The following is a 13,867-nucleotide window of genomic DNA, read 5'->3' as shown; positions in this document are numbered from 1 at the left end:
AAAATGGAGGTTATCCTTAAAAAGATAACTTCCATTTTTTGTTTTGAGAAGTGAGGGTTTTATGATTCTTTTAAAAAAAGATAACATTCTTATATTTATTATTTTAATTTTTCTATTTTTATTTTTATCTATATTTCAATTTTATATACATAAGCAAAAAACATATGAAGAATTATCAAATAATTTGTATTCTAATAATGCTTCTTCATTAAAAATAACAAAAAATACGGAATCATTAGATTTTAATAATAATAATTATCGAATTTTTTTGGAAAAAAATAATACTTTTAAATATGTATTAAAAAATGTTGGGGATTGGTCCCCACCTTTGATTTCTGGAAATTTTTTCAAAAAAGATGCTAGACAAGCAGTTGTAGGTCAAGAGATGAAAAATCGTATTATAAATAAGCAGAATAATAAATATATAACGTATGAGGGACAAAATTATAAAGTTGTTGGGATAATGGGTGCTTCATTTCCTAGTTCAATTGATTATCTTATCTTATTAAATGAGCCAAATATAGAATTAAGTGATGAAAATAAAATTGTAATTGATAGTGAGAAAAAGTCTATAGTAAAAAAAATTGTTAATTATATAAAAATTAAAGATAAAACAGCTTCTGTAATTGAAAATTTTCAAAGAGGCTTATTAAGAACTGGGAAACTTAATGATTTGTCTATATTCCTTTTAGTAGAAGTTTATGTTTTGTGTTTGATTTGTTTTATTTTTATAATTAGATATTGGTATGAAAGAGAAAAAAAAACAATTAATACTCTTTATATATTAGGAATTTCTTCTAAGAAAATTTTTATAGAACTTTTTAAAATTAGTTTATATTTTCTTATTTTAAGTTATTTTACTGCTTTAATCATTTTAAGTTGTTTTTTAAATTTTAATTTTTTTTATTTTAAAGAAGCAATAATTTCTTTATCAACCATTATTCTGATAAATTTTTTTGAGATTAGCTTTTTTATCTATAAAAGTTATAGAACAAATAAAAGAGGTGTTAAAGAAAGTTGATTATTCAAGAATTGAAATATTATGTAATTAAATATAAAATATTATTATTTTTTTTAATAATACATTTGATTGCTTTTTTTTTGCTGATAGGAACATTTATTGGGTTTATTCAACAAATAGAGTATGAAAGTGAAAAATTACAAAATAATTTTGAGAATAAGGCGATATATCATTTATTAGATGGTTATTACGAATCTAATGATTATGAGAACTTTATAAGAAAACCTGATCATCTAAAAATTTTAAAAAATTATTATCACGAATTAATTAATACCAATGATTTTGAATATCTTGCTATATTTGATCAGTCCATTGTGTTAAAAGGGAAACAGTCTCTCAAGCAATTTACTGAAGGATATGAAAATGGCTCTGAAATCCGAGAAATGACTCGTGATAATAATTTTTATACTGAAGTTAAATCTATTCAAATAAATAGTAAAGCTATCGATTATTTCAAGTTGAAAGCAACAAAGGGAACATTGTGGACAAAAAAAGATTTTGATATGCCCAATAAAGTAATGCCTATAATTATGGGTTCTTCTTATAGTAAGATTTTTGATGTTGGACAAACTATTGAAATTGAATATTATAATGAGAATATTCAAGCAAAAGTAATAGGATTTTTAGAAAAAAATAGTCGGATATATTATCAAACTTCTCCAGAATTCTATTTAGATAACTATATTTTGGTACCTTATCGGAACTATAAAGAGCCTACTTCAGAAAAAGAAGAAGATTTCCAAAGAAAAAATTATTTTGCAATGAATAATGGTTATATAATAACAGAAAATAATATAAAGAATAAACAATTAATGCTAAAAAGAGTAGAAGCGATAGCGCAGAAAACTAATTTTGAAAAGTATTCATTTATTGGAATTAATCCCCACTTTATTCAATACAGAGGATTATTAACGGTCATGATTGAAAATAAAAATCTTGCTTATATTATCTTTTGCTGTAGCTTTATTATTAATATTCTTATTCTCATTCTTATATTTTTCTTACAGCAGAAAAAAAGATATTCAGATTTTTATATTCATTATATCAATGGTAGTTCGGAAAAGTACCTTACTAAAATGCAAATATTAGAAATAACTATAATAATTTTATTTAGTTATATTACAAGTTGGTTTATTTTAAATAAATTACTGAAAATTAGTGATGTTATATCTGATATATATGTATTTGTACTTTTTATATGCATGATTATTTTAATCAATTTTTTATTAAGTATAAATATAATGAAAAAAACATTTTTGAAGAATACAAATACAGAAAGGGAATAAAATGATACTTGAATTAACTGATATAAAAAAACAATTTAAAAATGGAAGTGAATTAACTTCTATATTTGAGAAAGTTAATTTACAAATTGCTCAAGGTGAATCTCTAGCTATTAAAGGAAAAAGTGGTTCTGGAAAATCTACTTTATTAAAAATTCTAGCTGGTTTAGTAACAGCCGATTATGGAAAAATATTATTTAATAATAAGAATATATCAGAATATAATAGTGAAGAACTTGCTAACTATAGAAAAAAAAATATTGGATTTATTACCCAATACTTTAACCTTCTGAATGACAGAAATGTATATAATAATATTGCTTTACCTTTACAATATATGAGAGAGAGTAAAAGCGATATAAAAGAAAAAGTAAGTAATATTATGGATGAATTAGAAATTAGTCACCTTAAAAAAAGACCAATAATTAATTTGTCTGGTGGAGAACAACAAAGAGTCGCTATAGCAAGAGCAATAGTTAAATCTCCTTCGATTTTGTTAGCAGATGAACCTACTGGAGCATTAGATGAAAAAACGGAAGAAACTATTTTGGAAATATTTCAAAACCTTAATAGAAAAGGAGCCACATTGGTTATAGTTACGCATGATCAAGTAGTTTCTAATTTATGTGAGAAGGTATATGAATTGAAAAATAAAAATTTGAATAGATTGAGTAATACAAAAACTATTTAAAAAAAGAGCAATAAAACAATTATTATAATAGTTGTTTTATTGCTCTTTTTTTTAATCCGATATAATTTAAAAATCGCAAATATTACAATATATAATACTTAAAATAACAACTGGGTAACAGCGCGAAAAATCATAAAAAATCCAAAACCTGCGATCAAAAAGGATACGCCCTTTTTGCGCCTCGCTTGTGAGAAGTTAAATACACTCAGGCTTACTAATGGAACGATGATAAAAGAAAATAAAAACAACATTACGTAAAAAGGCAGCGAAATGTCGGCAGTTCCCAACAGGTTCATGGCAGCTCTCTCCGTTTCACATTCGTTCGTATTGCATAACACATAACGAAATTATAGACCGAAAGAGCAATATATTTTCCACTAAAATAAGGCAATTTTACGTCAAATTTAAGATAAATATTTCACATTTGTTTTCAATATCATATAGAAATGTGTCCAAATCATATTAAAGGGATACTTTTACCCGACCTAAAAACTGTGAGACAGCCATATATGCTGTTCCAATTACAGTAGATTGATCTTGTAATTCAGAATATTGAATAATTAACTTTTGCCGATGATAAGGAAGAGTTCTTCTAGATACCACTTCTTGTAAATACTGATCGATCCAGGGCTCTGCCTGTCTCATATGCCCGCCAATAATAACTAATTCAGGATTGAATCCATTGACTAGATTTGTTATACCAATCCCTAGATATTCGCCGATCGTTTGAAATAAAGCTCTAGCTTCCGGTTCATCAAATTCAGCACGTCTGACCCAATCTGCGGTAGTGCTACCGGGAATCGGTTCTTTGACCGCATGATCGTAAGCCAGTTCAGAAGCATATAATTCCCAGCATCCTTGACTACCACATGAACAGGGCAGACCATACGACTCTACAGACATATGTCCTGTTTCTCCCGCATATCCGCGTGATCCTTTATAAAGTTCGCCTTCAATAATAATTCCTGATCCTATACCTGTACCAACACTGACATAGACCAGATGGTGAGCTTGTCTACCTGCCCCGAACTGCAATTCTCCTAATGCTCCTGCATTGGCTTCATTATCGACAATAACAGGAATATGAAATAGAAGCTCTAATTGTTCTCGTAAAGCTACACCTTCCCAGCCAAGATTGGGTGCAAATAACACATTTCCTTGTTCATCCACCATTCCTGGTACACCAACTCCCATACCGACAATCCCATGAATCGAATCAGGCAGATCGCGTAACAATACACTCATTTCTGTTTGTAGCTGTTGAATAACGTCATTGACTTGATGGCTGGCAAGTGCAGACGTTGAATTGGCAATAATTTCACCTTCTAAATTGGTCAGAATTAAAATAAGCTCGTTGACTGTAATCTCTACACCTGCCGCATAACCGGCATTTTTGTTAAATAACAAAATCAGTGGCTTGCGTCCACCACTGGATTGTCCTTGACCGGATTCAAGCACCAATTGATCATCTATCAGCTCTTGTACAAGATTAGAAACGGTTGCTTTATTTAGCCCTGTCGATTGGGAGACCTGTGTACGTGATAGAGGAGCATACTGGCGAATATTATCTAACACCAGAGACTTATTTATCTTTTTAACCAGTGCTTGATCACCTGTGATTTTCATGAGTTTCTTCCTTTCAGATAACGATTCATTAACTTTGTTTAACCGATAGACAAAGTATATCATATATGTTAGGATAGCGATGTAAACGATTTCTTTTTGGTCACAATAGGAATACGGTTCTGCTAAATGATTGTTAGATGATCGATTTTAGGCGCACCTTCTCTGCTTACTAAGCCGCTCTAAAAGAGATTTTTGTAACAATCTCCATACGAATGATAAGAGGAGGATTTTATTGATGGCTTACTTTACAAATATTGAAAAAATTACTTACGAAGGTGTTCAATCCAAAAATCCATACGCTTTTAAATTTTATAACCCGACTCAAGTGATTGCTGGTAAAACGATGGAAGAACATTTACGCTTCGGTATGGCTTACTGGCATACGATGGTAGCCGGTGGAGCTGATCCATTTGGTGTGAATACAGCAGTACGTCCTTGGGATTCGTATACAGGTCTTGATCTTGCCAAAGCTCGTGCTGAAGCGCTTTTTGAATTGATGGATAAGCTAGATATGCCTTACTTCTGCTTCCATGATGTTGATATTGCTCCTGAAGGAGATAGCTTGCGAGAATTTTACAGCAATATTGATACGATTGTCGACCTTTTAGAAGGATATATGAAGCAATCCGGTAAAAAATTGCTTTGGAATACAGCGAATATGTTCAGTAATCCACGCTTTATGCATGGTGCAGCTTCAACTAGCAACGCAGATGTGTATGCTCATGCAGCCGCTCAGATCAAAAAAGGTCTTGAAGTAGGTAAACGTCTAGGCGCTGAAAACTATGTGTTCTGGGGCGGTCGTGAAGGGTATGAGACATTACTTAATACCGATTATGCACTAGAGCAAGATAATATTTCACGTATGTTCCATATGGCGATCGATTATGCCAAAGAAATTCAGTTTGACGCTCAATTCTTGATCGAACCGAAACCGAAAGAGCCAACCAAACATCAATATGATTTTGATGCGGCAACTACGATTGCTTTCTTGCAAAAAAATGGTCTGGATAAACATTTCAAATTGAATCTGGAAGCGAACCATGCAACGCTTGCAGGGCACAATTTCCAACATGAATTACGCGTTGCTCGTACGAATGGGATGTTGGGATCACTGGATGCCAATCAGGGCGATCTATTGATTGGATGGGATACAGATGAGTTCCCGGTAGATCTTTATGCGGCAACGTTAACGATGTATGAAGTGTTGCAAAATGGCGGTCTTGGCAAAGGTGGCGTTAACTTTGATGCAAAAGTACGTCGTCCTTCGTTTGAGCCAGAAGATTTGTTCTTAGCTCATATCGCTGGTATGGATACATTTGCTAAAGGTCTGACCACTGCTGCACGTCTGATCGAAGATCGTGTATTCGAAGACTTTATCGACAAACGCTACAGCAGTTTCCAAGAAGGCATTGGAGCTGATGTATTGAGCGGTAAAGCTACATTGTCTTCCCTTGCAGAGTATGCGCTCAACAACGAGACTCCTCGTGCCAATGAATCCGGTCGTGAAGAGTGGTTGAAATCTGTTCTTAATCAGTATTTGGTGACGGAATAAGAGGGATACACTTTAGGGATTAGTTTGTGGGAATAGTGGGTGCAGTGGGATGGAGTTAAAGCGCTACGAGAATCTGTTCTTCTTGTCGTCGCCTTTAAGGTTGGATATCTTGGGTAGACTGCTGAGCAGTCGATATCCAACCTTAAAGGCGAGCGCTTCGCTCTTTCAGAAGAATAGATTCTCTTCGCTTGAGCGTGCAGTCAACTGTGGCTAAAGATATAAGATTAGAGCAAAAGATAACGCTAAAAGATAAGGTCAAAGGCATGTCTCCCTTATTCCCTTGTGGGGAGGGAGGCATTTTTTGATGAGGTGAGCATTTTGGGAAAATGCTTTTGGTTTTGATTAGGGTAGAAGAGAAAGATGATTGTGTGAAGAATAAAGTTGTTGTTGAAATGATAAGTGAATAGAATTATGAATTTTGAAATTTATATTGAGGTTTGAGAGATATATTTATGTTGTTCCAAAGCTTTGATTTTTGGATCTATATAAGGTAAACGAATGTACAAGGAGGGGTTAGAATGAGTTATGTGATTGGGGTCGATTTGGGGACGAGTGCGGTGAAGACGGTGTTGGTGGATAAGCAGGGGAATATTGCTTATGAGACATCTGAATCGTATCCGTTATCTCAACCGAAAGCAGGCTATAGTGAGCAAAGCCCTGAAGATTGGGTGAAAGGGACATTAACGTCGCTTCGTCGGTTAGTCGAGATTGCAGGAGTATCATCTGAAGAGATCGAAGGGTTGAGCTTTTCGGGGCAGATGCACGGCTTGGTATTGCTAGATGGAGACAATAAGGTGATTCGTCCAGCGATTTTGTGGAATGATACCCGTACCAGTAAGCAGTGTCGCCGTATTGAAGAGACATTAGGTGATGAATTACTACAGATTGCTCGTAATCGAGCATTAGAAGGATTTACGTTGCCTAAAATTTTATGGGTGCAGGAACATGAGCCAGAGCATATGGCAGCAACACGATTATTTTTGCTTCCTAAAGATTATGTACGTTATCAGTTAACCGGCGATCTAGCGATGGATTATTCAGATGCGGCAGGTACATTGTTACTCGATGTAACGGGGAAACAGTGGAGTGAGAAAATCGCTTCTGCTTTTGATCTGCCAATGTCGTTGTTCCCACGTCTAATCGAATCGTTTGAAGATGTGGGCGGATTGTTGCCAGAAGTGGCTGAACAAACAGGATTGAGTGTGAATACACGCGTCTATGGCGGTGGCGCAGATAATGCTTGTGGCGCGATTGGTGCAGGGATTCTAAGCGAAGGACAGACCATGTGCAGTATAGGTACATCCGGGGTAGTGCTGTCTTATGAAGAGCGCAAAGATTTGGATTTTGCAGGGAAAGTTCATTTCTTCAATCATAGTGAACAAGATGCTTTTTATATTATGGGTGTTACGCTTGCGGCAGGGTATAGTCTCGAATGGTTCCGCAGTGCATTTGGCAAAGACCTTTCATTTGATCAGTTATTGCATGGTGTCAATAATGTGGCAGCAGGTGCAGAAGGCCTGTTGTTTACACCTTATATTGTAGGGGAGCGGACTCCACATCCAGATGCAGATATTCGTGGAAGCTTTATCGGTATTGATGCCGCTCATAAGTTACCGCATTTTGCGCGTGCTGTATTAGAAGGCATTACATTTTCACTACGCGAATCGATTGATATTTTACGTGAATCTGGCAAAAATATCACTTCTGTCGTCTCGATCGGTGGCGGAGCGAAAAATGAGACCTGGCTACAAATGCAAGCTGATATCTTTAATGCCGAGATCGTTCGTTTAGAAAATGAGCAAGGGCCTGCGATGGGAGCAGCGATGCTGGCGGCTTATGGCAGTGGCTGGTTCCCATCTTTACAAGATTGCGCAGAGACCTTTTTACGACCGGCAAAGTCGTATCAACCGGATGCTGAGCGAGCTGAAAAGTATGATCAGTTGTTTGCGATTTATCAGGATATTTATACACAGACCGCAGAGTTGAATAAACGTTTGGCGGCTTTTAGAGGATAGATAGGCGTATAGATAAAAAATAATGAACAAAAACCCTTCTGTTACAATACAAAGAAGGGTTTTTGTTTTAAAGTGGAAATATATCACAAGTTCATTGTTGTAAAAACAGGAGTAGTACTTTTATGAAGAAGGTCTCAAGCTAAAAATGTAGTGTACAAATTGTTCTTTATAAGCGGTATACTCTTGAATGCCTTCAGTTTGCTGATCAACAAAAGATTGCTTAATATTCTGATACTCTATTTTCTTCTCTGGATGAGTATTTAGATAATCTCGAAAGAAAATAAGATTTTTCCATAACTCACTTTCGAACTGTACCATATGAATAAAATGAGTTTTGATCTCGAAATGAGTATCTTTAAATTTGGCATATACATATTCGTTTTCTCTTTGTACTTTCAAACGATAAAATCCAATCGTTTTCAAATACTCATCGTAGATAGTAACTTGCTCTAACTCATCAACTCCGACAAGGATATCGATAACAGGTTTGGCTTGGATATTTGATATCGCTGTGCTTCCAATATGCTGTATTCTACCTTCTTGCAATTGGGTAGCAGTACAGATACTTTTTTTAATCTTTTCAAACAGTGTATTCCAATAAGGATCGTAGTCCACAAGCTTCACCTGATTTTTAGCAATCCCTAGTTCGTTTTCCATACAGTAACCCATCCTTTGGTAGAAATAAAATAGTACAACTTGTTAAAAACTGAATAAGGAGGATAATTCAAATGAAATTACGTATTCCACTACTACTATTATCGTTAAGTACGGCTTTGTGTTTGTCTTATGGCATCGGCTCGATCTCGGGTGAAAGTACTCAACAAATAGTTTATATTGTATCGCTTATAGGTTTGATCTTTCTATTTGAAAAAACAAAGATCAGCGAGCAAAAAGTGAATAAGTGTGAAGGGGTAGTTATAGGGATATCTGCTGTAGTTGTAGGCTCTTTAGTAGAACCTCAAGATTGGTCATATCTGATAAACATACTGATATAACAAAGGAGAAAATAAGATGAAAAATAAAAATATTTCGATCACCATCTGTATTGTAGTCGTTATCAGTGCATTTATTTTTCATTTTGGAATAGAGTATTACAAAAAACAAGTTACTCAAGAAGTAATGAATTATTTAATACAGCAAAAAGGATATCAAAGTACAGACATTGCTGAAATCAAAACATATATTAGTAAAGCACCTGTAGTAAGCACCAGTGTAATATTCAAAGACGAAAGAAATGCAATGTATATGTACAAATCCGATAATGGACAAATGGAGCAGTACCAATGTATTCCTGCTATTAATGATTTGAAGCAAACATATATTCATACAGAAAATCCATCATGATGATTCCTACATATAAGAAATGTAAAAAGTAACGATAATGGACACGATATTGAAATCAGAACCAAGGCTTTGATAATGTTGGCTTTATACTTCTTCTTTTACTCCGTAATGATAAAATGTTTAGTATTTTAGATTAAATGTGTAATAATAGACATATGTTTAAATAAGTGTCGGCAGAATGTATTTTAGTATACATTTCTAATGTAAGATACACGATTTTTACATTACCAAAAGGAGGAACCCTGATGAATAAACGGTACTGGTTAATTGGTGGAGTGAGTGGAGCGGTATTAGCACTTGCAGGCACAAGAATGGTATGGAATACAGCAGTCAAAGCGCAGACGCCTAAGCGTATTCCTGTAGAACGCAAGCCGGATATGCCTTATCAAGATATTGAATTTGTAAGTGATGGACTGAATATTCAAGGATGGTTTATTCCGGCGATGGCTACGACAAATAAAGAAAATCCAGCAGATAACGAAAGCCCCCAAGATCAAGCAGATCTAGTAACGACGACAAAGCGTTCACCATTGATGATTATCGCTCATGGTTGGGGTTCTAATCGGTCTCGTGTGCTTCGTTATATAGAACCGTTATGGCAAGCAGGCTACGCGATCTTAATGTATGATGCACGTAGTCATGGACACAGTGATCCGATTGAAGCCCCGTCTGCGTATACTTTTCGGGATGATATTTTGGCGGCACTGGATTATGCGCTAAGTATTTCTGAGATTGATCCTGAGCGCATCGGAGTGTTAGGTCATTCGATGGGTGGATTGGGTACGATTTTGTCGCTTCCTTATGGATTGCCTGTGCGAGCTGTTATTACCGATTCGATGCCAGCTCAATTTGAAAGTGTGCTCGAAGCTGAATTTAAGCGTCGAGGTTTACCTCTATTTCCGATGGCAAATATTATTCCAAGAATCTGGTTTTACCGTTCGCATATTTCGCTCAAAGAATACCAACAGAAAAATACGATATTCTCTATCAATGAAGCACGCAAAGAAGCTGATTTACCAATTCTAATGATCCATTCTCGTGGAGACGCATTTATTCCACCGACGGAATTGGAATTTGTAATGGGACAAGTGACACCACCGATCGAGACGTTATTTGTAGATACGAATGGACATAGTTCTTCACAAAAAGATCCTCATTTCTGGGCGAAAGTATTGCCGTTTTTAGATGAACATGTGAAGCACGCTCAACCTAGAACAACAGCAATCACTCCACCATTAACATTGACTAAGGATGTTACTCGAAAAATAAACATTCGTAGATGGAAAAGTCCAATAACTTGGATCAAATCAGTAAACGAAAAAGCATTACCAACCGATAAGTAAGATATAGCTATAGAGTAATATTATTCGTTAGTAATATAAAAATGGATACATATATCTCATAAAAATATGCGGTTGTGTACAATCCAGTTTATAACGACTATAATTAAGCTTATAACCTATAAAGCCAGTAGATTTCATTCGAAGATCATATAAAGGATGATCGAGGTTATTATTGCTAAGTTGCTCACTCACTATAATTATGTTCACCTATTACCTACACGATGAAGGGCGGTTACGTCTGCATGAATAGATCAAGTCAACTTTGGGTCAAAACCCTTTTAGCAGGAACGCTAGTGTTCTCTGCCGTTCCAGCGATTTCGTTTAGTGGTAATACTGCATATGCGGCTACTTCGCAGATCACTGTAAATAGCACATCAGATATTGTCGATCAATTGTACAAAGGGTTAACGAATCGTAGTGCACAAGTTACATTTACGTATAAAGGCAGTACAGCCAAGCTAAAAGCGATGTTACAAGACTCATTTGAGACTGCATTGGAAAAAGATCCATATACGATGTATATCTTAGATAGCTATGGTCTAACATGGCGCAGTAATGCGTATTCTGCTCTTGTTACAGTAGATATGAAGTACCGCGAGACAGTGGCTCAGACAAAATATGTAGATGATAAAGTTGTTCAAACCGTAGCTCAGATTATTACACCAGGTATGAACGATCACCAGAAAGTCAAAACGATTCATGATTGGGTAGTACAACATCTGAAATATGATGAAACGTATACACGTTATACTGCTTATGAAGCATTGCATGACGGTACGGCTGTATGTCAGGGTTATGCATTATTGACGTATGCTTTGCTCAAACAAGCTGGCGTAGAAAATAAAATCGTTGAAGGTACAGCAGGTGGCGAGCTTCATGCCTGGAACCTTGTGAATATTGATGGCAACTGGTACCACATGGATACCACATGGGACGATCCGTTACCTGATCAAGGCGATGGAGTAGATACGAATTATTATCTACGCACCGATGCTCAAATGAAACAAGATCATAATTGGACCAAAACGTATCCTGCGGCAAATGTAGCTTACAAAGATACATTGAACACATTGATTGCTTCCGGTGGAGATACTTCAGGATTTTACAAACAATTGGAGCAAAATTTGAATTATGCTGTAGACAATTCTCCAGCATCTGTTGATTCAGCAACAGCTTTAAAAGAACAAGTGAAAAATGCCAAAGCAGGCGGACAAAGTTCGTTGGTATTCCGTTACAGTGGTAATATTACTAGCTTGAAAAGCGATCTAAGTCGTTTATCTGCTGTAGGAATCAAATCGATTTCGTACACTGTACAATCGTTAGGAAGTTCTAATGATCTTAAAGTTAACTTGTCTTGGAAATAAGATAGATATCAAAAGATTATAGATTACACTTCATTATTAAAAAAAGAGGGATCGGATGCAGTATCTGATCTCTCTTTTTGTTTTGTTCTTACTGTTTATAATTTAGGATTCATGTGATTGCTAGACTCAATCAGTATATTTATAATCTCTTTAGATAGAACAAATGGAGCCAGATTTTTAGCAAAAGAAAAATTGATATCGTATATAAAAAGCTAAATGTTAATTCGATATTATTATATGTGTACAAATGAATATAAATTTTAAACGATGAATATACCTTTTGATAATGTACATTTTTATTTATAAATTAATATAAAAGCTATTTAATTAATATATATATTAATTAAATATACATAAAAATACGACTACATTCATCCCTTTAAAGTTGCTTTAATATTATATTGTACATAATTGAAAGCGCTTTATAATTAAATATAGGCGCTAAACGTTGCAACAGTAACGTGCAGTGAACTTCGGAAGCAGGAGGCGAACATCATTCATATGAAACTGAAAAGCAAATTAGTTTTAATGTTGACCTTAACAGCACTTCTTTTTTCTGTAGTACCTAACGGTAAAATTTTTGCAGCACCCTGGGCATTATCTGGTGATGTAGGTGTACATGATCCATCCTTAATTAAAGAAGGCAATAGTTGGTATACCTTTTCTACCGGACAAGGTATTCAAGTATTAAAATCCGATAATGGCACGAACTGGTATCGTGTGCCTCAAGTATTCTTATCTCCTCCAGCTTGGTGGAAAACATATGTACCGAAGCAAACAACGAATGATGTCTGGGCTCCAGACGTAAAAACATATAACGGTCGCACATGGTTGTACTATTCTATTTCTTCTTTTGGCTCAAATACATCGGCGATTGGACTGGCTTCTGCTAGTAGTATTGGTGCAGGTAGCTGGCGTGATGATGGTCTAGTGTTACGCACAACTTCAGGTTCTAATGATTACAATGCGATTGATCCTGAATTAGTGATCGATGCTTCTGGTAATCCGTGGTTAGCTTTTGGTTCATTCTGGAGCGGTCTTAAATTAACCAAGCTCGACAAAAACACAATGAAACCAACAGGTAGTATCACTTCGATTGCGGCTCGTCCTAACAATGGTGGAGCAATTGAAGCACCATCAATCACGTACCGTAACGGATACTATTACTTGTTCGCTTCAATCGACAACTGCTGTAAAGGTGTAAATAGCACTTACAAAATCGTCTACGGACGTTCTACAAGTATTACCGGCCCTTATGTAGATAAAAATGGCGTGAATATGCTGAATGGTGGCGGTACAATTCTAGATAGTGGTAACGCACAATGGAAAGGCCCGGGCGGTGAAGATATCGTTGGCAATAACATTATTGCTCGTCATGCTTATGATGCCAATGATAACGGAGCGCCGAAGCTATTAATTAGTGATCTCAATTGGGATTCCAGTGGCTGGCCTACGTATTAACTTTATAATTTAAACGTAACATAGCAGAACAGATCACGTTATCCTATCAAAATAGTTGATACCAATAACGTAATTGTAAATGATGTCATACGATAGTTCTGAAAATACACTATGCTAAAAAAGAATTTTAGCAGCACACATCAAAAAAACACCTTCCTACCTCTCTA

General features: G+C 35.3%; 13 protein-coding genes. 10 read left to right on the top strand and 3 right to left on the bottom strand.

Annotated elements, in window-relative coordinates:
- Positions 1-61 precede the first annotated feature (61 nt).
- From ACFSGI_RS02690 to ACFSGI_RS02680, 3 genes are read left to right on the top strand one after another with little or no spacing between them, the layout of a single operon-like run.
- Positions 62-1,021, top strand: coding sequence for an ABC transporter permease (locus tag ACFSGI_RS02690; protein WP_204827088.1), 960 nt, complete (start codon positions 62-64; stop codon positions 1,019-1,021).
- On the top strand, positions 1,018-2,307 hold the full coding sequence (locus ACFSGI_RS02685; RefSeq protein WP_204827089.1) for a hypothetical protein: 1,290 nt from the start codon (positions 1,018-1,020) through the stop codon (positions 2,305-2,307). The genes ACFSGI_RS02690 and ACFSGI_RS02685 overlap by 4 nt, the downstream gene beginning before the upstream one ends.
- A 1-nt stretch (position 2,308) precedes the next feature.
- Positions 2,309-2,995, top strand: a complete 687-nt coding sequence (locus ACFSGI_RS02680) for an ABC transporter ATP-binding protein (RefSeq protein ID WP_379282356.1) — start codon at positions 2,309-2,311, stop codon at positions 2,993-2,995.
- Positions 2,996-3,093: 98 nt separating this feature from the next.
- On the opposite strand, the gene ACFSGI_RS02675 is transcribed toward ACFSGI_RS02680, so the two are convergent.
- Positions 3,094-3,291, bottom strand: coding sequence for a hypothetical protein (locus tag ACFSGI_RS02675; RefSeq protein ID WP_204827090.1), 198 nt, complete (start codon positions 3,289-3,291; stop codon positions 3,094-3,096).
- 166 nt (positions 3,292-3,457) lie between these two features.
- On the bottom strand, positions 3,458-4,621 hold the full coding sequence (locus tag ACFSGI_RS02670; RefSeq protein ID WP_204827091.1) for an ROK family protein: 1,164 nt from the start codon (positions 4,619-4,621) through the stop codon (positions 3,458-3,460).
- A 235-nt stretch (positions 4,622-4,856) separates the two neighbouring features.
- Between ACFSGI_RS02670 and xylA the strand changes: the two genes are divergently transcribed.
- Both xylA and xylB read left to right on the top strand, forming a co-directional pair.
- Positions 4,857-6,173 (top strand): xylose isomerase, encoded by a 1,317-nt coding sequence (gene xylA, locus ACFSGI_RS02665; protein ID WP_204827092.1) that lies wholly within the window; start codon positions 4,857-4,859, stop codon positions 6,171-6,173.
- A gap of 518 nt (positions 6,174-6,691) precedes the next feature.
- On the top strand, positions 6,692-8,188 hold the full coding sequence (gene xylB, locus ACFSGI_RS02660; protein WP_204827093.1) for a xylulokinase: 1,497 nt from the start codon (positions 6,692-6,694) through the stop codon (positions 8,186-8,188).
- A 120-nt stretch (positions 8,189-8,308) separates the two neighbouring features.
- On the opposite strand, the gene ACFSGI_RS02655 is transcribed toward xylB, so the two are convergent.
- Positions 8,309-8,845, bottom strand: a complete 537-nt coding sequence (locus ACFSGI_RS02655; RefSeq protein WP_204827094.1) for a GrpB family protein — start codon at positions 8,843-8,845, stop codon at positions 8,309-8,311.
- A 71-nt stretch (positions 8,846-8,916) separates the two neighbouring features.
- Here ACFSGI_RS02655 and ACFSGI_RS02650 point away from each other — a divergent pair, with 71 nt between their 5' ends.
- The 5 genes from ACFSGI_RS02650 to ACFSGI_RS02630 all read left to right on the top strand — a co-directional run bounded on the left by ACFSGI_RS02650 (position 8,917) and on the right by ACFSGI_RS02630 (position 13,700).
- Entirely contained in the window at positions 8,917-9,183 is a 267-nt protein-coding gene (locus tag ACFSGI_RS02650; RefSeq protein ID WP_204827095.1) for a hypothetical protein, read from the top strand.
- Between the two features lie 16 nt (positions 9,184-9,199).
- The gene (locus ACFSGI_RS02645) at positions 9,200-9,532 is read left to right on the top strand and encodes a DUF3139 domain-containing protein (RefSeq protein ID WP_204827096.1); all 333 of its coding nucleotides are present in this window, start codon (positions 9,200-9,202) and stop codon (positions 9,530-9,532) included.
- 245 nt (positions 9,533-9,777) lie between these two features.
- Entirely contained in the window at positions 9,778-10,875 is a 1,098-nt protein-coding gene (locus ACFSGI_RS02640; RefSeq protein WP_204827097.1) for an alpha/beta hydrolase, read from the top strand.
- A 242-nt stretch (positions 10,876-11,117) separates the two neighbouring features.
- On the top strand, positions 11,118-12,239 hold the full coding sequence (locus tag ACFSGI_RS02635; protein WP_204827098.1) for a transglutaminase domain-containing protein: 1,122 nt from the start codon (positions 11,118-11,120) through the stop codon (positions 12,237-12,239).
- A gap of 528 nt (positions 12,240-12,767) precedes the next feature.
- Positions 12,768-13,700, top strand: coding sequence for a glycoside hydrolase family 43 protein (locus ACFSGI_RS02630; RefSeq protein ID WP_379282406.1), 933 nt, complete (start codon positions 12,768-12,770; stop codon positions 13,698-13,700).
- The last annotated feature ends 167 nt before the right edge of the window (positions 13,701-13,867 follow it).

The organism is Paenibacillus nicotianae, assembly GCF_042681745.1.
GTDB classification, from domain to species: Bacteria; Bacillota; Bacilli; order Paenibacillales; family Paenibacillaceae; genus Saccharibacillus; species Saccharibacillus nicotianae.
Note: the sequence above shows the minus strand (reverse complement) of the source record. Positions and strands in the feature narration are given on the sequence as shown.

Coding starts and splice junctions, on each gene's coding strand:
- ACFSGI_RS02690 (WP_204827088.1), top strand. CDS start 62: ATGATTCTTTTAAAAAAAGATAACATTCTTATATTTATTATTTTAATT.
- ACFSGI_RS02635 (WP_204827098.1), top strand. CDS start 11,118: ATGAATAGATCAAGTCAACTTTGGGTCAAAACCCTTTTAGCAGGAACG.
- ACFSGI_RS02675 (WP_204827090.1), bottom strand. CDS start 3,291: ATGAACCTGTTGGGAACTGCCGACATTTCGCTGCCTTTTTACGTAATG.
- ACFSGI_RS02680 (WP_379282356.1), top strand. CDS start 2,309: ATGATACTTGAATTAACTGATATAAAAAAACAATTTAAAAATGGAAGT.
- xylA (WP_204827092.1), top strand. CDS start 4,857: ATGGCTTACTTTACAAATATTGAAAAAATTACTTACGAAGGTGTTCAA.
- ACFSGI_RS02650 (WP_204827095.1), top strand. CDS start 8,917: ATGAAATTACGTATTCCACTACTACTATTATCGTTAAGTACGGCTTTG.
- ACFSGI_RS02630 (WP_379282406.1), top strand. CDS start 12,768: ATGTTGACCTTAACAGCACTTCTTTTTTCTGTAGTACCTAACGGTAAA.
- ACFSGI_RS02645 (WP_204827096.1), top strand. CDS start 9,200: ATGAAAAATAAAAATATTTCGATCACCATCTGTATTGTAGTCGTTATC.
- ACFSGI_RS02670 (WP_204827091.1), bottom strand. CDS start 4,621: ATGAAAATCACAGGTGATCAAGCACTGGTTAAAAAGATAAATAAGTCT.
- ACFSGI_RS02655 (WP_204827094.1), bottom strand. CDS start 8,845: ATGGAAAACGAACTAGGGATTGCTAAAAATCAGGTGAAGCTTGTGGAC.
- ACFSGI_RS02640 (WP_204827097.1), top strand. CDS start 9,778: ATGAATAAACGGTACTGGTTAATTGGTGGAGTGAGTGGAGCGGTATTA.
- xylB (WP_204827093.1), top strand. CDS start 6,692: ATGAGTTATGTGATTGGGGTCGATTTGGGGACGAGTGCGGTGAAGACG.